This is a genomic window from Pseudomonas sp. LBUM1652 (assembly GCF_059716105.1).
The window spans coordinates 6,084,817-6,106,278 of sequence record NZ_CP166804.1 but is presented as its reverse complement, the minus strand read 5'-3'; the positions used below and the strand labels follow the sequence as shown (position 1 = coordinate 6,106,278).

The 21,462-nt window shown below is 60.3% G+C and carries 23 protein-coding genes; 14 read left to right on the top strand and 9 right to left on the bottom strand.

Features of this window, described 5'->3' with window-relative positions; all coding sequences use genetic code 11:
• Positions 1-2 precede the first annotated feature (2 nt).
• Positions 3-224: a DUF1289 domain-containing protein gene (locus tag ACA069_RS27670; protein WP_497615590.1), complete on the top strand. Its 222-nt coding sequence runs from the start codon at positions 3-5 to the stop codon at positions 222-224.
• Between the two features lie 128 nt (positions 225-352).
• Positions 353-763, top strand: a complete 411-nt coding sequence (rnk, locus tag ACA069_RS27665; protein WP_187678250.1) for a nucleoside diphosphate kinase regulator — start codon at positions 353-355, stop codon at positions 761-763.
• 7 nt (positions 764-770) lie between these two features.
• Here rnk and ACA069_RS27660 read toward each other — a convergent pair whose 3' ends face one another.
• The 3 genes from ACA069_RS27660 to ACA069_RS27650 form a co-directional block, all read right to left on the bottom strand.
• Positions 771-3,614, bottom strand: a complete 2,844-nt coding sequence (locus tag ACA069_RS27660; protein WP_497615589.1) for a class I adenylate cyclase — start codon at positions 3,612-3,614, stop codon at positions 771-773.
• Between the two features lie 194 nt (positions 3,615-3,808).
• Complete coding sequence (locus ACA069_RS27655; RefSeq protein ID WP_401264557.1) at positions 3,809-4,054, bottom strand: TIGR02647 family protein; 246 nt, start codon at positions 4,052-4,054, stop codon at positions 3,809-3,811.
• Positions 4,055-4,246: 192 nt separating this feature from the next.
• On the bottom strand, positions 4,247-4,537 hold the full coding sequence (locus ACA069_RS27650; RefSeq protein ID WP_489880577.1) for a hypothetical protein: 291 nt from the start codon (positions 4,535-4,537) through the stop codon (positions 4,247-4,249).
• A gap of 123 nt (positions 4,538-4,660) precedes the next feature.
• On the opposite strand from ACA069_RS27650, the gene ACA069_RS27645 reads away from it, so the two are divergent.
• Positions 4,661-5,320, top strand: coding sequence for a glutathione S-transferase family protein (locus ACA069_RS27645; protein ID WP_497615588.1), 660 nt, complete (start codon positions 4,661-4,663; stop codon positions 5,318-5,320).
• 118 nt (positions 5,321-5,438) lie between these two features.
• Here the strand turns inward: ACA069_RS27645 and argH are convergent, their stop codons facing one another.
• On the bottom strand, positions 5,439-6,833 hold the full coding sequence (gene argH, locus ACA069_RS27640) for an argininosuccinate lyase (RefSeq protein WP_187678246.1): 1,395 nt from the start codon (positions 6,831-6,833) through the stop codon (positions 5,439-5,441).
• A gap of 470 nt (positions 6,834-7,303) precedes the next feature.
• Here argH and ACA069_RS27635 point away from each other — a divergent pair, with 470 nt between their 5' ends.
• The 7 genes from ACA069_RS27635 (at position 7,304) to rsd (ending at position 13,697) form a co-directional block, all read left to right on the top strand.
• Complete coding sequence (locus tag ACA069_RS27635; RefSeq protein WP_187678245.1) at positions 7,304-8,050, top strand: LytR/AlgR family response regulator transcription factor; 747 nt, start codon at positions 7,304-7,306, stop codon at positions 8,048-8,050.
• A gap of 136 nt (positions 8,051-8,186) precedes the next feature.
• On the top strand, positions 8,187-9,128 hold the full coding sequence (gene hemC, locus ACA069_RS27630; protein ID WP_401264548.1) for a hydroxymethylbilane synthase: 942 nt from the start codon (positions 8,187-8,189) through the stop codon (positions 9,126-9,128).
• The gene (locus ACA069_RS27625; RefSeq protein WP_497615587.1) at positions 9,125-9,892 is read left to right on the top strand and encodes a uroporphyrinogen-III synthase; all 768 of its coding nucleotides are present in this window, start codon (positions 9,125-9,127) and stop codon (positions 9,890-9,892) included. Before hemC ends, ACA069_RS27625 begins: the two co-directional genes overlap by 4 nt.
• A 16-nt stretch (positions 9,893-9,908) precedes the next feature.
• The gene (locus ACA069_RS27620; RefSeq protein ID WP_497615586.1) at positions 9,909-11,051 is read left to right on the top strand and encodes a uroporphyrinogen-III C-methyltransferase; all 1,143 of its coding nucleotides are present in this window, start codon (positions 9,909-9,911) and stop codon (positions 11,049-11,051) included.
• Positions 11,048-12,286: a heme biosynthesis protein HemY gene (locus ACA069_RS27615; protein ID WP_497615585.1), complete on the top strand. Its 1,239-nt coding sequence runs from the start codon at positions 11,048-11,050 to the stop codon at positions 12,284-12,286. The genes ACA069_RS27620 and ACA069_RS27615 overlap by 4 nt, the downstream gene beginning before the upstream one ends.
• A gap of 218 nt (positions 12,287-12,504) precedes the next feature.
• A complete protein-coding gene (locus ACA069_RS27610; protein WP_497615584.1) occupies positions 12,505-13,056 on the top strand; it encodes a disulfide bond formation protein B in 552 nt (183 codons plus the stop codon).
• Positions 13,057-13,238: 182 nt separating this feature from the next.
• Positions 13,239-13,697 carry a sigma D regulator gene (rsd, locus tag ACA069_RS27605; protein ID WP_497618318.1) on the top strand — a complete coding sequence of 153 codons (459 nt, stop codon included), beginning with the start codon at positions 13,239-13,241 and terminating at the stop codon, positions 13,695-13,697.
• Positions 13,698-13,752: 55 nt separating this feature from the next.
• On the opposite strand, the gene ACA069_RS27600 is transcribed toward rsd, so the two are convergent.
• Entirely contained in the window at positions 13,753-14,418 is a 666-nt protein-coding gene (locus ACA069_RS27600) for an FKBP-type peptidyl-prolyl cis-trans isomerase (protein WP_187678239.1), read from the bottom strand.
• Between the two features lie 192 nt (positions 14,419-14,610).
• On the opposite strand from ACA069_RS27600, the gene ACA069_RS27595 reads away from it, so the two are divergent.
• Entirely contained in the window at positions 14,611-15,798 is a 1,188-nt protein-coding gene (locus ACA069_RS27595) for an AlgP family protein (protein ID WP_497615583.1), read from the top strand.
• On the opposite strand, the gene ACA069_RS27590 is transcribed toward ACA069_RS27595, so the two are convergent.
• Positions 15,795-16,256 (bottom strand): TIGR02444 family protein, encoded by a 462-nt coding sequence (locus ACA069_RS27590; RefSeq protein ID WP_497615582.1) that lies wholly within the window; start codon positions 16,254-16,256, stop codon positions 15,795-15,797. The two genes, ACA069_RS27595 and ACA069_RS27590, sit on opposite strands and share 4 nt — an antisense overlap.
• 50 nt (positions 16,257-16,306) lie before the next feature.
• On the opposite strand from ACA069_RS27590, the gene ACA069_RS27585 reads away from it, so the two are divergent.
• The 3 genes from ACA069_RS27585 to ACA069_RS27575 all read left to right on the top strand — a co-directional run bounded on the left by ACA069_RS27585 (position 16,307) and on the right by ACA069_RS27575 (position 19,497).
• Positions 16,307-18,217, top strand: coding sequence for an ATP-binding cassette domain-containing protein (locus ACA069_RS27585; protein WP_497615581.1), 1,911 nt, complete (start codon positions 16,307-16,309; stop codon positions 18,215-18,217).
• On the top strand, positions 18,217-18,798 hold the full coding sequence (locus tag ACA069_RS27580) for a mechanosensitive ion channel family protein (RefSeq protein WP_187678235.1): 582 nt from the start codon (positions 18,217-18,219) through the stop codon (positions 18,796-18,798). The genes ACA069_RS27585 and ACA069_RS27580 overlap by 1 nt, the downstream gene beginning before the upstream one ends.
• Before the next feature lie 66 nt (positions 18,799-18,864).
• Positions 18,865-19,497, top strand: a complete 633-nt coding sequence (locus ACA069_RS27575; RefSeq protein WP_187678234.1) for a LysE family transporter — start codon at positions 18,865-18,867, stop codon at positions 19,495-19,497.
• Between the two features lie 203 nt (positions 19,498-19,700).
• Here ACA069_RS27575 and ACA069_RS27570 read toward each other — a convergent pair whose 3' ends face one another.
• The 3 genes from ACA069_RS27570 to ACA069_RS27560 are packed head-to-tail and all read right to left on the bottom strand — an operon-like array spanning position 19,701 to position 21,448.
• On the bottom strand, positions 19,701-20,444 hold the full coding sequence (locus ACA069_RS27570; protein ID WP_401264528.1) for a penicillin-binding protein activator LpoB: 744 nt from the start codon (positions 20,442-20,444) through the stop codon (positions 19,701-19,703).
• Between the two features lie 3 nt (positions 20,445-20,447).
• Positions 20,448-21,035 carry a penicillin-binding protein activator LpoB gene (gene lpoB / locus ACA069_RS27565; RefSeq protein WP_016772610.1) on the bottom strand — a complete coding sequence of 196 codons (588 nt, stop codon included), beginning with the start codon at positions 21,033-21,035 and terminating at the stop codon, positions 20,448-20,450.
• 38 nt (positions 21,036-21,073) lie between these two features.
• A complete protein-coding gene (locus ACA069_RS27560) occupies positions 21,074-21,448 on the bottom strand; it encodes a YcfL family putative periplasmic lipoprotein (RefSeq protein WP_497615580.1) in 375 nt (124 codons plus the stop codon).
• Positions 21,449-21,462 lie beyond the last annotated feature (14 nt).

The window sequence follows — 21,462 nt, the reverse complement described above, 5'->3', positions numbered from 1 at the left end:
CTGTGACTGACACCGCTCCCGTTCGTCCGCCCAAGCCGCTTTACAGCAACATCAGCCCGGCGGTGCCTTCGCCGTGCAGCGGCGTGTGCCGGCTGGATGAACACAAGGTCTGCCTCGGCTGTTTCCGGCATGTCGAAGACATTCGCGAGTGGCGCTCGGCGGATGATGAGCGCCGGCGGGTGATCGTCACCCAGGCACAGCAACGCCGCACCACCGGGGCGTGACTTGTATATTTTTTGAGCTGTGATAGTGTCCGAACACGCCTCAACCCATCGAGGCCTGGTGAAAACCCCGTCTTTTTTGGCGGGGTTTTGCTTTTTTAGTGTGCAGAAGAAAGGAGTCTGCCCGGATCATGACCGCACCTTCCATCACCCTTACCCGTCTGGACGTGCAACGTCTGGAGCGCCTGATCGACAGCCTGGATGACTCGCTGCCGGGCGTGATTGCGTTGCAAACCGAACTGGACCGCGCCGATACCCTGGTCAGCCACGATGAAGTGCCCGCCGATGTCGTGACGATGAATTCCCGTGTTCACTGCCGCGAAGAAGGCAGCGGCAAGGACTATCACCTGACGCTGGTCTATCCCAAGGATGCCAACGCCGATGAGGGCAAAATCTCGATTCTGGCACCGGTCGGCAGCGCCCTGCTGGGCCTGAAAGTCGGTCAACACATCGACTGGCCCGCACCGGGCGGCAAGACCCTGAAATTGACCTTGCTCGAAGTCGAATCGCAGCCGGCCAACGGTGGCGCGTTTCCGGAATAACCCCGCCTCAGGCCTGTTCGAGTGCCTCGTTCAGGGCGCGCTCCAGGTCCGCCTTGTAGCGCAGATACAGATTGCTTGAACTCTGACCATCACCGAGCAGGCCCGAGAGGTCCAGGTCGGTGATGTAGCAGCGATAGCGTTCGGTCTCGCGGCGCTGCTCGACGATCTCCCGGGCGACCACGCTGAACAGTTGGTCGCCATGTTCCAGCTCGCTGAATTCCCGTTGATTGCAATACAAGGTGACCTGCACTTCCCCCGGTGCGGCTTTGCCGACAATCGCCTGCACGTCGTAGAACGGCTTGTTGACCGGTGTCTGCGGCGCTGGCCGTGCTTCGACCCGTCGCGCCCGTCCCGGGCCTGAAGGCAATAACTGGTAATACAACGTTTCGAGGCGGGCCGAGGGGGCGGCGTCCATCGGCAGTGAAGCTTCGCGCCGATACTGGATTGACTGCAGGAAACGCTGCAGCGGCACCAGCAGGCTTTGTTCGTCGTGATACGGCAAATGCTGTTGCCACAAGGCGTTGAACTCATCCAGCACATACAACTCGGCTTGCTGCTCGGTAATCCGGTAGAACACCTGAATGGATTCCGGCTGGCCCATCGGCAGGATCAACGCGAGGTCGTGATCTTCCAGCGCCATGGGGTCCAGATGCAGCGGGCTGTAGCGCGCCTGTTCTTCGCCGAGGTAATCGAGCAAGGCCGGCAGAGTCGCGAGGGCGACGTGGTTGACCTGGCCTGGCACCAATTCCAGCACGTGATAGTGCTGCTGCACCTGAATCAGGTAACGATGGTTCAATTCGCTGAGCAACAGGTTTTGCGCGGTATCGACGATTTCTTCCACGCGGCGGGCGATGAATTGCGCACGGTTGTGGCAGAAGCAGCGCACCTTCAACGACGGCTGTAACGGCCCGCGCGGCAAGTTGTTGAGGTAATCGCGCAGGCAATCGAGCAGGGCGTGGGGGCCGTCGAAACGGTTGACCAGCACTTCATTCCAGCTGTTGAGCGTGACCTGGTCCAGCGTCAGCACGAGGTTTTCGCGCACCCCGGCGTAACTCAGCGAATCGGTGCGCTCGGTGGTCATCAGGATGTTCAGGTCGCGGTGATGCTTGAGCGGATCAACCCCGACGTTGACCAGAATCAGCACCTCGCTTGGCACCGCGGCGCGCAGCAAAGGTTCTTCGGCAACGGTGGGCAAGGGCAGGGCAATGCTTTGTTGCAGGCTGCCGAGCAGGTTGAACAGTTCGAACTCGCTCAGGTCGCTGTTGCCGGGGTGCAGGGCCAGCCGGGTACTGCTGTCGATCACGCCGTTGCGGTGACACCATGTCATCAGTTCGAGCAATTCGCGGCTGCGCTTGATCGGCGCGAAATGTTCCCACTCCAGCGCCGTGAGGCTGCCGTTGTACAGGCCCCACTGGGTTTGCCCCGGCTCCTTCTTGTTGCGCGATTGCACCAAGGTCAGGGTGTCTTCGGCCAGATCCGGAGCGATGCCTGGGTTGATGAACTCGACCTTGTCAGCCTTGCGCTCGAACGCTGCATACAGCCTGCGACCGAGGACGTTGAGGTCACGTTTGTTGATCAGGCTGACGGTCTGTTCGGTGCGGGCGAACTGGGTCAGGAAGCGGTAGCTGTAATTGAGTTCGTTGACCAGCGCGCGGCGCTCGGCGCTGACCTGCCGGACTTTCCACTGGCTGCGGCTGTCGAGCAGCGCCAGTTGTCGTTGATCCCAATGCCACTCATTGGCCAGGCGCTCCAGCAGTGAACGCTGCCAGCCTTGGCTGCGACTGCTGCCGGTGAGCTTGCGGTTGACCTTCAGATACAGCGCGCGGCGCACCAGTTCCAGTCGCTCCGGCTCGTTGCGCGCAGTGAGGTATTCCTCGATGCGCCGATACACGACCATGTACGGGTCAAGTTCATCCAGATCGAGCTGGTTGGCGAACACCGCTTGCTTGTAGCGCAGGCTCAGGCACTGCACTTTCGGGTGCTCGCTGGCGTAGACCTCGGTCAGCAGCAGTTTGAGCACCGACTTGTAGGGCGACTCGATGCCCTTGAACAACTGCCACAAGCCGGCGCCGATGAACTCACCCGGCGGAATCGTCGCCAGATGCCCGAGGTCGAGGGTTTCGTCGGCGCGGATGAAACGCTTGGACAGCAGCGTGTGGGTGTACAGGTCGTAGGCGCTTTCTTCGTAAACCGGCACCAGCCACCAGATCGGCGTGCGCCCGGCCAGCCAGATCGCGGTGCGGTAGAACTCGTCCAGCAGCAGATAGTGCTGGGTGGAGCCACAGTTTTCCGAGCTGAGTTGGCTGTCGCGCTCACCTTTGACGAAACGCACCGGATCAATCAGAAAGAAGTGCGCCTCCGCGCCCTGGCTTGCAGCCCAGGTTTCGAGCAACTGGCATTTTTTGCGCAGCTCGGCGAGTTCGTTCTCGCTCAGGTCCGGCGCGTGGCAGACCCACACGTCCATATCGCTTTGATCTGCCTGAGCCAGCGTGCCGAGGCTGCCCATCAGGAACAGTCCGTGAATCGGTCGCGGCGGGTTGCTGCCGTGGCGCGGCTTGTAGGAGAACGAGCGGGTCAGGCGTTGGGCTTCGGCAAGGGTATTGGCATCCGGCTCATAATTCGACAGGCCGGCGGGCGTACTGCCCGAAACATAACCCGGCAGCAGCGGATGGTTGACGTGGAAGAACAGCGGCAGCAGCGTCAGTACGCCTTGCTGACGAGTCGACAAGCCTTCCAGCGCGCGGCCAAGACGAACTTCATTGAGTTTGAGAAAACGTGCGCGTAGCTGGCTGAGAACCTTGCGGTCGATTCCCTCGTCCAGATCGGGGCGGATTTCGTGGGTGCGCGTCATGTCAGCTCAAACCGGCTCGCAGGCTCGGACGAAGAGGGTCTCGGAATGGGGGGCAGTTTAGCCTTTGCGCAGCGGGAGTTTTAAGCTGAATTTGTTTTTTGACGTCAGATTTCTATCGCGAGGCGATAGTCGACGTCCGGACGGGCCCGCGGAAATCCCGTGACTGGGGTTCCCGTGGGCGAAGTCAGGAAGGATCAGGCTGTTTCTGGCTCTCTCAGGATCGTCAGCACGGTTTGCACATTTTGCGCAGCATCGCGACCCAGGCTGGTCAGATATCCACCATCGGGCTGATCGGTCAGTTCTTTAGCATAAAGGCGTTGGGCAGCAGCGATGTGCTTCGGGGCAGCGGTCTGATGAATTTTCAAACCTTCCTGGGAACTGTCCAGGGGAAAGAGTGCAAGGACTTCCAGTTCGGCAACCAGCTCAGGGGTAAGCGACATAAGGACTCCAGACTTTCTAGGAATTGGAACGCAGCGCCCCTAAGGTGAACCTGCCGGCGCGGACTGTCCAGTGTGCGCGTCAGGGTTTTCGTCTGGGGGCGGTTTCCAGTGTAGTCAGGGTCTGGGAGAAGGCTGGATGGATGGGTGACAAATTGTGTGGGAGCAAACCTGCTCCCACAGGTAGCGGCCCGGTTACGGCTTTTCCGGTGGCAACTCAGGCAATGCGCGCAGCGCCGCTTCATACCATTCGGTGTTGAACGGACGGTCTTCATCGAGCATCGCGTCAATCTCGTACGCCAGCACATGGGCCATCAGGTTGAGGATTTCTTCGCGCTCGACGCCCACCAAAGTGAGTTTGTTAAGCGTGGCTTTGGCCGCTGGCGGGTTGTCGCTTTCGATCTGGTTCTCGATGGCTTCGATCAACGTAGCCTCGGCGAACTCTTCTTCGTCAATGTCGTTGTCGATGTCTGTCGGCTCGCTCATGGCAGGCTCCTCAAGGAAAGGCGCCAGTTTACCCGCATTCAGCGGCGTGATGCTGCTGGCGGGATCAGCCACGGCGATCTATAAACAGACACCGCCCACCCCGCACGGCCCGGAGGCTATGTGATGCTCAAGCTCTACGGATTCTCAGTCAGCAACTACTACAACATGGTCAAACTGGCGCTGCTGGAAAAAGGCCTGCCGTTCGAAGAAGTCACGTTCTATCCGGGGCAGACCCCGGATTCACTGGTGATCAGTCCGCGCGGCAAAGTGCCGGTGCTGGGCGTTGACGCCGGTTACATCAATGAAACCGCGATCATTCTCGAATACCTCGAACAGACCCAGAAAGGCACGCCGCTGCTGCCGAGCGACCCGTTCGAGCGTGCGCAGGTGTTGGCAATTGCCAAGGAAATCGAGCTGTACATCGAACTGCCGGGCCGCGCCTGTTACGGCGAAGCGTTTTTCGGCATGACTTTGCCGGACGCGATCAAGGAAAAGACCAAGTCCGAGTTGCTGCTGGGTTTTGCTTCGCTGGGCCGCCACGGCAAATTCGCTCCGTATGTGGCAGGCGACAGTCTGAGCATTGCCGATTTGTACTTCCTGTACAGCGTGCCGTTGGCGTGCGCGGTGGGGCAGAAGTTGTTCGGGATTGATTTGCTGGCGGAGATGCCGAAGGCCAAGGCGCTGCTGGAGCGACTTGAGCAGAATCCGCATGTGCAGAGGATTGCGGCGGACAAGGAGGCTGCGATGCCGGCGTTTTTGGCGATGATCGCGGCGAAGAAGTAGGTTTTTAGCGTTCTGAAGTCAGTCATCGCGGGCAAGCCCGCTCCCACAGGGTTTTGCGTTGAAACACAATTGTGTGCTCGACGCAGAACTTGTGGGAGCGGGCTTGCCCGCGATGCTTTTAGCGGCTGGCGATCAGGGCCTGACCGCGCACAACCGCAGCCTTGACCTGCGCCGGCGCAGTCCCGCCGATATGGTCACGAGCATTCACCGAGCCTTCGAGGGTGAGCACGGCAAACACATCCTGCTCGATCTGGTCGCTGAACTGACGCAGTTCTTCCAGGCTCATTTCTGCCAGATCCTTGCCAGTGTCGACGCCGTACTTCACCGCGTGACCAACGATTTCGTGGCAATCACGGAACGGCAGGCCACGGCGCACCAGGTAGTCCGCCAGGTCGGTCGCGGTGGAGAAGCCACGCAGCGCCGCTTCACGCATGATCGCGTGTTTCGGTTTGATCGCCGGGATCATGTCGGCAAAGGCACGCAGCGAATCGCGCAGCGTGTCGGCGGCATCGAACAGCGGCTCTTTGTCTTCCTGGTTGTCCTTGTTGTAGGCCAGCGGTTGGCCTTTCATCAGGGTCAACAGGCCCATCAGGGCGCCGAACACACGGCCGGTCTTGCCGCGTACCAGCTCAGGAACGTCGGGGTTTTTCTTTTGCGGCATGATCGAGCTACCGGTGCAGAAACGGTCCGGCAGATCGATGAACTGGAATTGCGCGCTGGTCCACAGCACCAGTTCTTCGGAGAAGCGCGACAGGTGCATCATCGCGATGCTTGCGGCCGAGCAGAATTCGATGGCGAAGTCGCGATCGGAAACGTTGTCCAGCGAGTTGCCGCCGACGGCATCGAAGCCCAGTAGTTGTGCGGTGTACTCGCGGTCGATCGGGTAGGTGGTGCCCGCCAGCGCAGCACTGCCCAGCGGCATGCGGTTGGTGCGCTTGCGGCAGTCGACCAGACGCTCGTAGTCGCGGCTGAGCATTTCGAACCAGGCCAGCATGTGATGCCCGAAGGTCACTGGCTGCGCAGTTTGCAGGTGAGTGAAGCCCGGCATGATGCTCGCAGCTTCGCGCTCGGCTTGCTCCAGCAGGCCTTTTTGCAGGCGGGTGATTTCGGCCAGGATCAGGTCGATTTCGTCACGCAGCCACAGGCGGATATCGGTGGCAACCTGATCGTTGCGGCTGCGGCCGGTGTGCAGTTTTTTGCCGGTGACGCCAATGCGGTCGGTCAGGCGCGCTTCGATGTTCATGTGCACGTCTTCGAGGTCGATGCGCCAGTCGAACTGGCCGGCCTCGATTTCGCCCTGAATGGTCTTCAGGCCCTCGATGATGCTGTCGCGCTCGGCATCGGTCAGCACGCCGACCTTGGCCAGCATGGTGGCGTGGGCGATCGAGCCCATGATGTCGTGGCGATACAGGCGCTGGTCGAAAGTGACGGAGGCGGTGAAGCGGGCGACGAAGGCGTCGACGGGTTCACTGAAGCGGCCGCCCCAGGACTGATTGGTCTTGTCAGTGCTCATGAATTCGCTCGTATCGGCTTGAAGAAAAAAGGCGTGAAACGCTGGCGCGGATAATAACAGGGTTGCCAATCCTGTCGCTGACACCGGTCGATACGTTTTTTTCTCATCGTGTCATCCATAGTCGGCGCGTTCTCCCGGGAATTTGCGCAACGATATTTTTCGATTGAGCAATAACGTTCCGACGAGCGTCTACAGTTGGACATAAGGGTCGGTGCAAGTCAGATCGCGCAAAGGTCTGGCTGCCGACTATAAGAAGAGGGGGTGGGTGGATTGTCCATGGACAAACACCGCGCAAAGCGCAGGAAACAGCGGGCTTCGAGCAGTACGACCCGGACACTGGCAAATATTGCTGGCCGACGTACGGCACTTTTTGGCGCTCGGGCTAGTCTTAGCGTGGATCGCGGTGACGGACGTCACTTCACCTGTCTACGCTATCCTTGTGCGAGACTCACGCAGGAATCCAGCGCAATATGAATGTCCTGATCGTTGATGACGAACCACTGGCTCGCGAGCGCCTCAGCCGAATGGTGAGCGAACTCGAGGGTTACACAGTCCTGGAGCCCAGCGCCACGAATGGCGAAGAGGCGTTGGTGCTGATCGACAGCCACAAACCGGATATCGTGCTTATCGATATCCGCATGCCGGGCCTGGATGGCCTGCAGGTTGCTGCCCGTCTGTGCGAGCGCGAAACACCACCGGCCGTGGTGTTTTGCACCAGTCCCGATGAATTTGCCGTGGAAGCCCTGCAGGCCAGCGCCGTGGGCTATGTGGTGAAACCCGTGCGAACCGAACACCTGCATGACGCCCTGAAACGGGCTGAGCGTCCCAACCGGACGCAACTCTCGGCCCTGACCCGCCCCGCCGCCGAAAGCGGCAATGGCCCGCGCAGTCACATCAGCGCCCGTACCCGCAAAGGCATTGAACTGATCCCGCTGGATCAGGTGGTCTACTTCATTGCCGACCACAAATACGTGACCTTGCGCCATGAAACCGGCGAAGTGCTGCTGGACGAACCGCTCAAGGCTCTGGAAGACGAATTCGGTGAACGCTTCGTGCGCATCCACCGCAACGCGCTGGTCGCCCGCGACCGCATCGAACGTCTGCAACGCACGCCGCTGGGACATTTCCAGCTGTTCCTCAAAGGCCTTAATGGTGACGCGTTGATTGTCAGCCGTCGGCATGTGGCGGGTGTGCGCAAAATGATGCAGGGCCTTTAACCCGGTCATTCCGGGTTGCTTTCATCTCGTTACCAGGCATTGCAGGCCAGGGAGGCCACGCCGTTTCTGATTCAAGTCAAAGTGGATTTGGCTGAGCTGTTATTATCCGCCGTATCTATTCAGTACGGATTGATCCATGTCCTCTCGCGAAATCCGCATCGCCACCCGTAAAAGTGCGCTGGCCCTCTGGCAGGCCGAATACGTCAAAGCCCGTCTGGAAGCGGCCCATCCGGGTCTGCTGGTGACGCTGGTGCCCATGGTCAGTCGCGGCGACAAGTTGCTCGATTCGCCGCTATCGAAAATTGGCGGCAAGGGCCTGTTCGTCAAGGAACTGGAAACCGCACTGCTGGAAAACGAAGCCGACATCGCCGTCCACTCGATGAAAGACGTGCCGATGGACTTTCCCGAAGGCCTTGGCCTGTTTTGCATCTGCGAGCGCGAAGATCCGCGTGATGCCTTCGTTTCCAATACCTACCCTAGCCTTGAGGCATTGCCGGCCGGCAGCATCGTCGGCACCTCCAGCCTGCGTCGTCAGGCGCAGTTGCTGACTCGCCGCCCGGATCTGGAAATCCGCTTCCTGCGTGGCAACGTCAACACCCGTCTGGCCAAGCTTGATGCCGGCGAGTACGACGCGATCATCCTCGCGGCAGCCGGTCTGATCCGTCTCGGTTTCGAAGACCGTATCACCTCGGCCATCAGCATCGATGACAGCTTGCCGGCCGGTGGCCAGGGCGCAGTCGGTATCGAATGCCGCAGCGTCGACAGTGAAATCCACGCCTTGCTGGCTCCTCTGCATCATGCGGACACGTCCTCGCGCGTCACTGCTGAACGCGCCCTCAACAAGCATTTGAATGGCGGCTGCCAAGTGCCAATCGCTTGCTACGCGGTACTCGAAGGCGAGCAATTGTGGCTGCGTGGTCTGGTGGGCGAGCCGAGTGGCGGCCGACTGATCAGCGCCGAAGCTCGAGCTCCGCGCGCCGATGCCGAAGCGCTGGGTGTGAAGGTTGCCGAGGATTTGCTCAGCCAGGGCGCTGAAGAAATTCTCAAGGCAGTTTACGGCGAGGCAGGCCACGAGTGACCGGTTGGCGCCTGCTGCTGACGCGCCCTGCGGACGACTGTGCGGCGCTCGCCGAAACGTTGGCCGGGCAGGGGGTTTTCAGCAGTTGCCTGCCGCTTTTGGAAATTGCACCGTTGCCGGTCTCTGACAAAATACGTCAGGCGATTACACGGCTGCCCGTTTGCAGCGCCGTGATCGTGGTGAGCAAACCGGCGGCACGCATTGCGGTGGATCTGATCAAGGCTCATGGCTTGCAGTCACTGGCGAACCCTTGGTTTAGCGTCGGTGCAGCGACGGCGCAGATTCTCAAGGATCATGGTCTCGACGTGAGCTTCCCGGTCGAGGGTGATGACAGCGAGGCGTTGCTGCAGTTGTCGCGTCTGCGTGAGGCGGTGGCCCGGCCCGGTGCGCAAGTGTTGATCCTGCGCGGGGAGGGCGGTCGCGAGCTGCTCGCCGAGCGCCTGCGTGAGCTTGGTGCTAGTGTCGAGTATCTGGAATTGTATCGACGCGACCTGCCAGCTTATGCGCCGCAAACATTGCCGCGGCGGATCGAAGCGGAACGCTTGAACGGGCTGGTGGTCAGCAGTGGACAGGGTTTCGAGCACCTGCGTCAGATGGCCGGCGATGCCTGGCCTGTGATTGCGCAGTTGCCGTTGTTTGTACCAAGCCCGAGGGTCGCCGAGCAGGCACGTGCCGCCGGGGCCCAAACAGTTGTGGATTGCCGCGGCGCGAGTGCCGCGGCTTTGCTGACGGCGTTACGGGAGCAACCCGTGCCCGTTTTCTAATGCAAAGGATGGATACGTGAGCGAAACAGCCTTGCCTAAAGATGACGTCCAACCTGTGATTGATGCTCAGGTTGAAACTCCACCGCCGGCCAAAGAGCCGCGCCGAGGCAATGGACTGGCCATTGTCGCCCTGTTGCTCGGCGCTGCCGGCGTGGCGATCGGTGGCTGGGGTGTCTGGCAGGTGCGTCACCTGCAAACCAACACTCAACAACAGTCCGGCCAGGTCCAGGCGTTGAACGATCAGGCGCAGAGCCTGAAGCTCAACGAACAGCGCCTGACCGAGCGCCTCGCGCAGTTGCCGGGGGCCGACGAGCTCGCCGATCGCCAGCGTCTGGTGACGCAGCTTCAGGGCGATCAGCAGCGCCTCAATCAACGTCTGGAAACCGTCCTCGGCGCCAGCCGCAAGGACTGGCGACTGGCTGAGGCCGAACATCTGCTGCGTTTGGCCAGCCTGCGCCTTTCGGCCTTGCAGGACATCAGCAGCGCCCAGGCCCTGGTGCAAGGCGCTGACGAAATTCTTCGCGAACAGAACGACCCCGGCTCCTTCGCTGCACGTGAACAAGTGGCGAAAACCCTGGTCGCGCTGCGCAGCACCGCACAGCCGGATCGCACCGGGTTGTTCCTGCGCCTGGGCGCTTTGCGTGATCAGGTTATTGACCTCACCGAACTGGCGCCGGAATACAAGGATCGCGGCGAGTCGCTGCTCGGCCTGACTGCCGATGGTGACGGCGCCAGTCGCTGGGCGCAGTGGTGGGATCAGGTCTCGCGTTACATTCGTATCGATTTCAACGCGGACAAGAATGTGAAGCCGCTGTTGGCCGGACAGAGTCTGAGCCAAGTGCGTCTGGCCTTGAGTCTGGCGCTGGAGCAGGCGCAGTGGGCGGCCCTCAATGGCCAGGCGGCGGTGTACACCCAGGCAATGGCCGAGGCGCGCGACGTCCTGAAAGGCAATTTCAATCCGGACAATCCGCAAAGCAAAGTGATGCTGGAACAAGTCGGCGAGCTGAGCAAGGAACCGGTCACCGTCAACACTCCGGATTTGACCGGCACGTTGAGTGCGGTTCAGGCCTATCTGGAACGGCGTAACGTCAATGCCGAAGAGTCGGTGAAACCTTTCGCCAAACCTGCCGCCAACACCGCGCAGGAGGCCACGCCATGAAACGCCTCTATGTGATCGTGTTTCTGGTGATCGCCGCGACGGCGGCATTGGGCCTGGCGATTGCCGAGCATTCCGGTTACGTGCTGGTTGCTTACAAGTCCTTCCGTTACGAGTCGAGCCTGTGGGCGACTCTGGCGCTGATCGCGGTGCTGTGGCTGCTGATCTGGGGCATCAAGGCTTTGGTCGAGCTGATCATGGCCTCCAGCGGCGTGGTCAATCCATGGTCGCGGCGCAACCGCAGCCGCCGTGTGCAGGTGGCCATCGAGCATGGTCAGTTGGACTTGGCTGAAGGTCGTTGGGCCAGCGCCCAGCGTCACCTATATCGAGCCGCTGAGGCCGAACGCCAACCGCTGCTGTATTACCTCGGCGCTGCCCGCGCAGCGAACGAGCAAGGCAATTACGAGGAATCCGATCATCTGCTCGAGCGGGCGCTGGAGCGTCAGCCGCAGGCAGAGCTGGCGATTGCCTTGAGCCACGCACAATTGCAGACCGATCGTGGCGATACCGACGGTGCGCTAGTGACTTTGCAGGCGATGCACGAGCGTCATCCACATAATGTGCAGACGCTGCGCCAGTTGCAGCGTCTCTATCAGCAGCGCGGCGAATGGTCTGCGGTGATTCGTTTGTTGCCCGAACTGCGCAAGGACAAAGTCCTGCCAGCTGCCGAACTGGCTGAGCTTGAGCGTCGTGCCTGGGGTGAAAACCTTTCACTGGCTGCACAGCGCGAAGAGGACGGCACAGTCGGCTTGCAGTCGCTCAACCGGGCATGGCAACAGCTCACCTCGGCGCAACGTCAGGAGCCGCCGCTGGTGTTGGCCTATGCCGAGCAACTGCGCCAGCTGGGTGCTCAGGTCGAGGCGGAAGAAGTGCTTCGCAATGCGCTCAAGCGCAAGTACGACAGCCATCTGGCGCGTCTTTATGGTTTGGTGCGCGGCATTGATCCGGCACGCCAGCTGCAAATCGCCGAAGGCTGGCTCAAGGATCATCCGCACGATCCGAGCCTGCTCCTGACGTTGGGGCGTCTGTGTCTGCAAGCCAGCCTGTGGGGCAAGGCGCGGGACTATCTTGAAAACAGCCTGCGCGTGCAGCGCAATCCGGAAGCTTGTGCGGAACTGGCGCGCTTGCTCGCACAGTTGGGCGATACCGAGCGCAGCAATCAGTTGTTTCAGGAAGGTCTGGGTCTGCTCGATGAGCGCCTTTTGGCCGCGCCGCTGCCGGTTCCGGCTCACGTTTGAAGTCGCGAGGGAGGTTGCTCCCTCGCTCACTTTTCGTGGCCCTAAATTCAACTTCAGTGAGTGCCAGGGGCAAAGTCCTACAGCGGACTACACCAATTCCTCTCGAACCTGTCGGGTTTTCCCTACACCTCTGGTGAACTGTCGGCAGGGTGTCGCCTTGAAAGGCTGACACGCTTTCCTCTACCGTAACCGCCTGTCTCTACTGTTACGGAAAAGCCATGTCGTTGGCCTGCTCACGCTCCTTGTTCTTCATGGCTTTCACTGCGGGAGCCTTTGCTCTGGGAGCTTCCTATTATCTTGAATACGTGGTCGGCCTTACGCCGTGCAGTCTCTGCCTGGTGCAGCGGCTGTTCCTGACGTTGCTGTCGGCATTCTGCGGTCTGGCGGCGATCCACGGACCCAAACGTGTCGGCCTTTCGCTTTACTGGCTGCTTGCGCTGCTGACGAGCCTCGGCGGCACCACGGCGGCCTGGCGGCAGGTGCTGATACAAAGCGATCCGGTGCTGCAATTGTTGAATTGCTCACCGGCGCCCGAGACGCTGTTCAGCGGCTTTCCGTGGCTCTGCGCGCTGCAAAGGATGTCTAACGGTGGCGCAGACTGCGCGGAAATTTCCTGGACGCTGTTCGATCTGAGTGTCCCGGAGTGGAGTCTGTTGTTCTTTGTCGCGGTGTCGATTCTTGCCATTTATCAATTGTTGCGCCTGGGCTGGGGCGCTCTGCAGCGACCGCCCAGCGGCGAAGCGTCGCACTCAGCGCTGGTCCGGGATTAAACACTTGTATGAACTTTATCTCCTGCGTACCTTGAAGCCATAGGCGTGCGGGCATAATCTGGCCCGCATGTGTCATTGGATTTATGTTGCTCGATGACGCTCTGCCCGACCGTCCCCCAAGCCAAACCAGAAGCGGGACGCGGGTGTAGAGCAGCATGACCCACAAGGGAAGAGAGATCGCCATGCTCGAAAGTTGTCAGAATGCTCAGGAACGTTGGGGTGGAGTTCATCTGCTGATCGACCGCTGGTTGCAAGAGCGGCATGAACTGGTTCGGGCCTATGATGCTCTTGGTGCGAAACCTGAGAAGTTGAGCGAGGACCGCAAGCCCTTGCAGGAATTCTGCGGTGTGCTGGTCGACTACGTCTCAGCCGGGCACTTCGAAATCTACGAACAGCTAACCGGTGAAGCCAAGGCGTTCAACGACAAGCGCGGCCTTGAATTGGCCGAGACAATTTATCCGCGCATTGATGTCATCACCGAAAAACTCCTCGCGTTCAACGACCTTTGCGACGAAGGCAAATGCGTTGCGGAGAAATTCAAGGAACTCGGTGGCCTGCTTCACGAACGTTTTGAACTGGAAGACTGCTTGATTGAAGTGCTGCATACGGCACACAAGGAAGAAGATTCGGTTCAGGCCTGACTGACGCTTTCAACAAAAAACGGTGCGCTCATGCGCACCGTTTTTTTATGCCTGATCAACTCGTCGCGCCACGTAATTCGACTTCAAAAACCAGCGGTGTAAACGGTGCGATCAGGTCGCCGGCACCGTCGGCGCCATAAGCCTGATCCGATGGAATCACCAGTCGCCATTTCGCACCCACCGGCATGTTTTGCAACGCGGTGCGCCAACCGGCGATCACGCTGTCGAGGTTGAACCATTGCGGCTGAGTGTTCTGATCGAACACGGTGCCGTCCGGCAAGCGACCGATGTACAACACCTGGACTTTTCCATCAGGGCCTGCCTTGGCGCCGGTGCCTGGCGTCAGCTCGGTGAGCAGGATGCCGTCGGCCAGTTGCTTCACTCCCGGTTTGGCTTTTTCAGCCGTCAGGAAACGCTGCTCGTTTTCCATTGCGGCGTCGCTCGAAGGCATCGCGGCGTGTTCGGCATTTTGCGATTCATGGTCGGCCAGAATCTGTTCGATGCGCGCTTCACTCAGCGCCAGCGGCTTGCCTTGATAGGCCTGCTGCAAGCCTTCTACCAGTGCCTGGATCTGCAACTGCGGGACTTCCTGACGCAAGCGTTCGCCCAGGCTGGCACCGAGACTATAGGCCAGATCATGAGCGTCGTTCGCCGTGGTTTTTTCGTCGGCGTGGGCCGCTGAAAAAATCACGCAGAGGGATAAAAAAAGGTAGCGCGACATGAGCTCTCTCCGTCCTGAATTGCGGTGGATTATGCCAGCGCGAACGTCTGTAACGGTGAACTGCTTTTGACTTGTTGAAGAACATTTTCACTTCGTTGCAACGCAACGGTTTCGATACTGTCAAGATGACCTAGCGGCGGTAACTGCAGAGGTCTAGTATGAGCCGCACTCACGTCAGCCAGGAGGTAAACCATGTCGGCCACCAAGAAGCCTGTAAACACTCCGTTGCACTTACTCCAACAACTCTCGGGCAGCTTGCTCGAGCATCTGGAAAACGCTTGCTCCCAAGCCTTGGCTGATGCTGAAAAACTGCTCGCCAAACTGGAAAAGCAACGCGGCAAGGCGCAAGAAAAACTGCACAAATCCCGCACCAAATTGCAGGACGCAGCTGCCGCCGGCAAAGCCAAGGCGCAGACCAAAGCCAAAGGCGCAGTGAAAGAACTTGAAGACCTGCTCGATGCGCTGAAAGAGCGTCAGTCCGACACTCGCAGCTACATTCTGCAACTCAAGCGCGATGCCCAGGAAAGCCTGAAACTGGCCCAGGGTGTTGGTCGTGTCCAGGAAGCAGTGGGCAAAGTATTGTCGTCCCGCTCGGCCAAACCAGCGGCGGCACCTGCCAAGAAAGCCGCAGCCAAACCTGCTGCAGCCAAGGCGCCGGCGAAAACCGCTGCTGCAAAACCAGCCGCTAAAGCCGCCGCCAAACCAGTGGCCAAAGCGCCCGTGAAAGCTGCAGCAAAAACCGCTGCCAAGCCTGCGGCAAAAAAACCGGCTGCGGCGAGCGCTGCGAAACCGGCGGCTAAAACCACTGCGGCAAAACCTGCTGCCGCCAAAACTGCTGCGGCAAAACCCGCTGCAAAAACAGCCGCAGTCAAAGCAACCCCAGCTAAAACCGCAGCTGCAAAACCGGCCGCTAAAACTGCAGTCAAACCAGCCGCTAAAACTGCCGCTGCAAAACCTGCCGCCAAGTCTGCCGCCAAACCAGTTGCTGCTAAAGCGGCTGCAAAACCAGCTGCCAGAGTCGCCGCAAAACCAGCTGCCAAGCCTGCTGCAAAACCTGCAGTGAAAGCCGCCGCCAAGCCTGCTGCAAAACCAGCAGTCAAGCCAGCCGCTAAACCGGCCGCCGCTGCCAAACCTGCTGCTGCAAAACCGGCTGCCAAGCCCGCAGCAAAACCAGCTGCAAAACCAGCCGCGAAAAAACCAGTTGCTGCCAAACCAGCCGCTGCCAAACCGGCCACCGCGACAGCTGCCAAGCCTGCCGCACCGGCAACCTCGGCCTCGCCAGCAGCACCTGCGCCAGCCGCTACTACCTCGACTTCTACGACTGCGCCAACGCCAGCCGCTGCGTCGAGCGTCACCAGCAACCCGACCAGCGCTTCCTAAGTACCGGTCGCCGCGATGCGCAGCACTTGCAGCGCATCGCGGTTCGGGCTGGCCCTTGGGCCTGCCAGCGCCTCCAGCCATGCCATCGACCCCGATACATTGCGCGCCCACATCTGCGCAATCCCCTCCAGCCGTGACAACAACGCACGCTCAGCCTCAAGCTCCAGCGCCTTGACTTGTTCACGCATGCCTTTCAACACCGCATCCTCCACAGCCCCCGCCTTCCATTGCACACGCAATGCACGCAGCGGTTGCACGACCTCGATATCCCAAGGCTCGGTCAACGCCTGAAGCTGTTGCACGCGCTGTTGATCGCAGGCCACGCCACGTTGCTCCAGCCATAAACCGCACAGCAGCAGGCACACATTGGCCCCCGCCGTTTGCAATTGCAGGCAGGCGTCTTCCACGCCCGGGCGGGCGTAGGTGGCAAGGGAAAAGCTCCACAGGTCAGAGGACATCGTGCTACTCGCGCCAGTTGTGAGCGAAGCTGGTAGACTCCGCCGCCATTATGATCCGACTTCAGAACCTGACTTTACAGCGTGGCCCGCAACGTCTGCTAGAAGACGCCGAGCTGACCCTGCACGCCGGCCACAAAGCCGGCCTCATCGGTGCCAACGGCGCCGGCAAATCCAGCCTGTTTGCCTTGCTGCGCGGCGAGTTGCACCCGGATTCGGGCGATTGCCTGCTGCCGGCTGACTGGCGGATCGCGCACATGCGTCAGGAGGTCGATACCCTCGAGCGCCTGGCGGTCGACTATGTGCTCGATGGCGACCTGCGTCTACGTGAGGTGCAACGCGACCTTGCAGTGGCCGAAGCGGCCCATGACGGCGTGGCGCTGGCTCGCCTGCACGCCGAACTCGACAGCGCTGACGGCTACACCGCCGACGCGCGGGCGCGCAAGTTGCTCGCCGGTCTGGGTTTCACCAATGAGCAGATGGATCGCCAGGTAGGAGATTTCTCCGGTGGATGGCGGATGCGTCTGAATCTGGCGCAGGCATTGATGTGCCCGTCGGACTTGCTGCTGCTCGACGAACCGACCAACCACTTGGACCTCGACGCCATCATCTGGCTCGAAGAGTGGCTGAAGAGCTATCCGGGCACCTTGCTGCTGATTTCCCACGACCGCGATTTCCTCGATGAAGTCGTCGACCATGTTGCCCACGTCGATCAACGCAAAATCACCCTGTACCGGGGCGGCTACACCGCGTTCGAACGCGCCCGTGCCGAGCGTCTGGCCCAGCAGCAACAGGCCTACGAGAAGCAACAGGCGCAGCGTGCGCACATGGAAAGCTACATCGCCCGCTTCAAGGCTCAGGCCACCAAGGCCCGTCAGGCCCAGAGCCGGATCAAGGCGCTGGAGCGCATGGAAGAGTTGTCGGCGGCTCACGTCGATTCGCCGTTCGACTTCGTGTTCCGCGAGTCGACGAAGATCTCCAGCACGTTGATTGATTTGTCCGATGCGAACCTGGGCTACGGCGACCGAACCGTGCTGGAGAAGGTCAAGCTGCAACTGACCCCCGGCGCGCGGATCGGTCTGCTCGGGCCCAACGGTGCGGGTAAGTCGACGCTGATCAAGAACCTCGCCGGTGAGCTGCAACCGCTGGCCGGTCGCCTGACCCGAGGCGAGAACACCGTGGTCGGCTACTTCGCCCAGCATCAACTCGACTCACTGGACTCCAAGGCCAGCCCGTTGCTGCACTTGCAGCGTCTGGCGCCGACCGAGCGTGAGCAGGCCCTGCGTGACTTCCTCGGTGGTTTCGACTTCCGTGGCGCGCGGCTCGACGAGCCGGTACTGAATTTCTCCGGTGGCGAGAAGGCGCGTCTGGCCCTGGCGTTGATCGCCTGGGAGCGGCCGAACCTGTTGCTGCTCGACGAACCGACCAACCACCTCGATCTGGAAATGCGCCTGGCGCTGACCATGGCGTTGCAGGAGTTCAGTGGCGCTGTTCTCGTGGTCTCTCACGATCGTCACTTGCTCAAGAGCACCACCGACAACTTCTATCTGGTCGCCGACGGCAAGGTCGAAGAATTCGACGGCGACCTCGAAGACTATGCGCGTTGGCTGGTGGAATACCGTCAACGCAATGCGCCGGTCAGCAACACCCCGGTGAACCCGGACAAAACCGACAAGAAGGCTCAGCGTCAGGCCGCTGCTGCGTTGCGTCAGCAACTGGCACCGCACAAGCGTGAAGCCGACAAGCTTGAAGCCGAACTGGGCAAGCTCCACGAAAAACTGGCCAAGGTCGATGCCAGTCTCGGCGACAGCGAAATCTACGAGCCGGCACGCAAGAACGAGTTGCGTGATCTGCTGGCCGAGCAGGCCAAGCTGAAAGTGCGCGAAGCGGAACTTGAAGAGGCGTGGATGGAAGCCCTCGAAATGCTGGAAAGCATGCAGGCGGAGCTGGAGGCGTTGTCCTGATGGAAGCGTTCAAGCTGCCGCTGCCGGCCATGTGGGTCGAGCCGATCTGGCTCGGCGTGCAGATTCTGCTGATCCTGCTGGCCGGTTACATTGCCCAGCGCTTTGTCGCCAAATGCCTGACCCGTCTGGGCGAGCGTTACCCGTTTCCGCCGCAACTGCTGATGCCGCTGCGTGGCGTGTTGCGCTGGCTGATCATGGGCAGTGCGGTGATCTTTGTCCTGCAGCGCCTCGGCGTCTCGGCCACGGTACTGTGGACCGCGCTGTCGGGTTTCGTCGCGGTGGCGGCGGTGGCGTTCTTCGCGATGTGGAGTGTGCTGTCGAATCTGCTCTGCGCGATTCTGATCTTCACCGTCGGGCCGTTTCGCCTCGGTGATGTGGTCGAGCTGGTCGACACCACCGACAAGCCCGGCGTCAAAGGACGGGTGGTGGCGATCAATCTACTCTACACCACGTTGATCGAGGCTGAGGAGCTGGGCACCGGCAGCGCGATGGTGCAGGTGCCGAACAGCTTGTTCTTCCAGCGTTCGGTGCGGCGTTGGCGGGGGACGGATGTGTTCCCTTCGAGCGGTTTCGAGAAGTAAGGCTTTTCAAGATCCATAGATCGCATTAGCTTGGACGTCTGTCACGAGTCAGAGTCGAGGTGTGCGATGGAGCTACAAACATGGCTGGCGTTCTTCGCCGCCTGCTGGGTGATCAGTCTTTCCCCGGGCGCTGGCGCCATTGCGTCGATGTCCAGCGGTCTGCAATACGGCTTCTGGCGTGGTTACTGGAATGCCTTGGGCCTGCAAATCGGCCTGGCCGTGCAGATCGCGATTGTCGGCGCCGGTGTCGGCGCGATTCTTACCGCTTCGGCCACTGCGTTCCATGCGATCAAATGGTTTGGTGTGGCCTATCTGGTGTATCTGGCGATCAAGCAATGGCGCGCGCTGCCCATGGACATGAGCGATGACGCAGCGGTGCGGCCGATCGGCAAGCCGTTGGCGCTGGTCTTCCGCGGTTTTCTGGTGAATATCAGCAACCCCAAGGCATTGGTGTTCATGCTGGCGGTGCTGCCGCAGTTCATCAATCCCCACGCGCCGCTGCTGATCCAGTATCTGGTGATCGGCGCGACCATGATCTTTGTCGACCTGATTGTCATGGCTGGCTATACCGGTCTGGCGTCGAAAGTGTTGCGCCTGCTGCGCACGCCAACACAACAGAAACGCATGAACCGCACGTTTGCCGGGCTGTTCATCGGCGCGGCGGCGTTTATGGCGACGTTGCGTAAAGCGGCGGTATAAACCCCGCAGGCACAAAAAAGGCGACCTCATGAGGTCGCCTTTTTTATTAGTGCTGAGGATGTTTTTGTGGCGAGGGGATTCATCCCCGATGGCTCGCGAAGCGGGCCCCTCTTGATCTTGAAATAAAGGGGGCTGCTATGCAGCCCATCGGGGATAAATCCCCTCACCACAAAAGTCCACTGCAGATTTGTGCAGGCCTGCAATCAGCGCAAAATCACCGGCGCGGTATCGCGCGGCAGGTTGTTACGCTGCTGCGGCTCGCGCGGCTGCTCGTAACCGCCGCCTCCGAGCTGTTGGCTCAGTTGTCCGGCCACGTCCTCACCCAGCGCCTTCGACACCTCGCGCACCACCCGTGGGCGGTTCAGCGAGATCTTGATGTCGCGGTGGTTCACCAATTTGGTGTCCTGCGCTTCACCCATCGCCGTGAAGGCCGACGTGATTTCGAAGGTCTTGGTGTTGATCAGGCTGAAGTCCGCCACCAGCGTCAGGCCCAGTACCGCCGAATAGCTGTCGGTGTGCGCCAGCTCGTTCATGTCCTGGGTGAAGTCGATGTCTGACACGGTGCCAAACAGAACATAGTCGGCACCCTTGAAGTTGCCGGCCTTGATCCGCTTGATCACGTCGTAGATGTCACCCTTGGACGACGCGGTGTACGGCGTGCCCTGCACCAGCTGGAACATACCGGTACGCAGAATTTCACCCTTGATGTCGCCGGTGAATTTGCGCAGCTCGGTCTGCTCGATGTAGCTGGTGGTCGCTTCGATCTCGTTATAGCTCGAAGAACCGCTGGAGCTGTAGTAACCCTCGCGGTAATTGTTCTGCGCCGAAACGATGTGAATGTATTGCTCCACACGTTCCTGATACGCCAGATCCGTCACCGCGACTTTCGGGGCCGCTTGCGCGCCAAACGCGCAAGCCAGGGCCATCATGCCAATCCATGTGCGCATCGATTAACGCTCCGTGGTTTTGCGGATCTCTTTTTCGTCCATCCACTCGGCCAGACCGCTTTCAACGTCGATCAATTGCAGGCTGAACTTGTAGAAGACGTCCTTGTAATCGCTGCTGCGCTTGACGATCGAGCTGATCGAACCTTCGATGCGGTACTTGGCGGCAACCATGTTGCCAGTCTTGGCCACGGTGCTCTTCTTGTACAGGCCGCTCTGGTTTTGCAGCTTGAGCTGGTCAACCTGGCTCTGCATCGCATTGTTGTCGCTGGCGAAGCGCGCAACGCCGGTTTTCATCAGCTGAGTCTTGATGCTGGTGGTGATTTCGCGGGTATCGATGTACTCGCTGGTCTTGTTCTTCACGTCGTAGACCTGAACCACCGGGCGGCCCTGCAGAATGCCGGACTGGGCCAGGGAGCGGGTCATCGACTCGGCGATCATTTGCAGGTCAGTCGAACCGAATTCGTTGGTGACGGTTTCAACAGCCTTGGTGTCGCCGTAGCTGATGTTCTTGCTGCCCAGGGTTGGCGAGGTGTTGGCGCAACCGGAAGCTAGCAGGGCGATAACGGCGATGCAGGAAAAGCGTGCAAACATGACAGTGCTCTCTAAAACAGGAATAGGGGGAAGCGGACTTAAGGCGTCTTGATTTCCAGACGGAAATCCACCGCTTTCGGCGTCGGGGCGATAGCCTGGACGAAGCTGGTCTGCGCGCCGTACATCATCTGGCTTTTCCAGACTTCTTCTTCCGCGACCGGGAAGCCTTCAGGGCCGAGCCAGGCGAAGCGGTAGTAGAAAATCTTGTTGCTGTTGAGGGTGTTGCTCAACTGCACATTGACGGTCATGAAACCGTTTTCGCGGGCGACGCGCATGGCGCCGACGACGATGTGTTTTTGCGGCCCCATGGCCACGACTTTGCTCGCGGCGCTGCCCGGCTCAGGAGGTGGCGGGGTGGCGCAGCCGCTGGCCAGCACGGCGAGGGCGGCGACGGCGATGAATTTGAAGCGCATGCAAAGACTCCGTT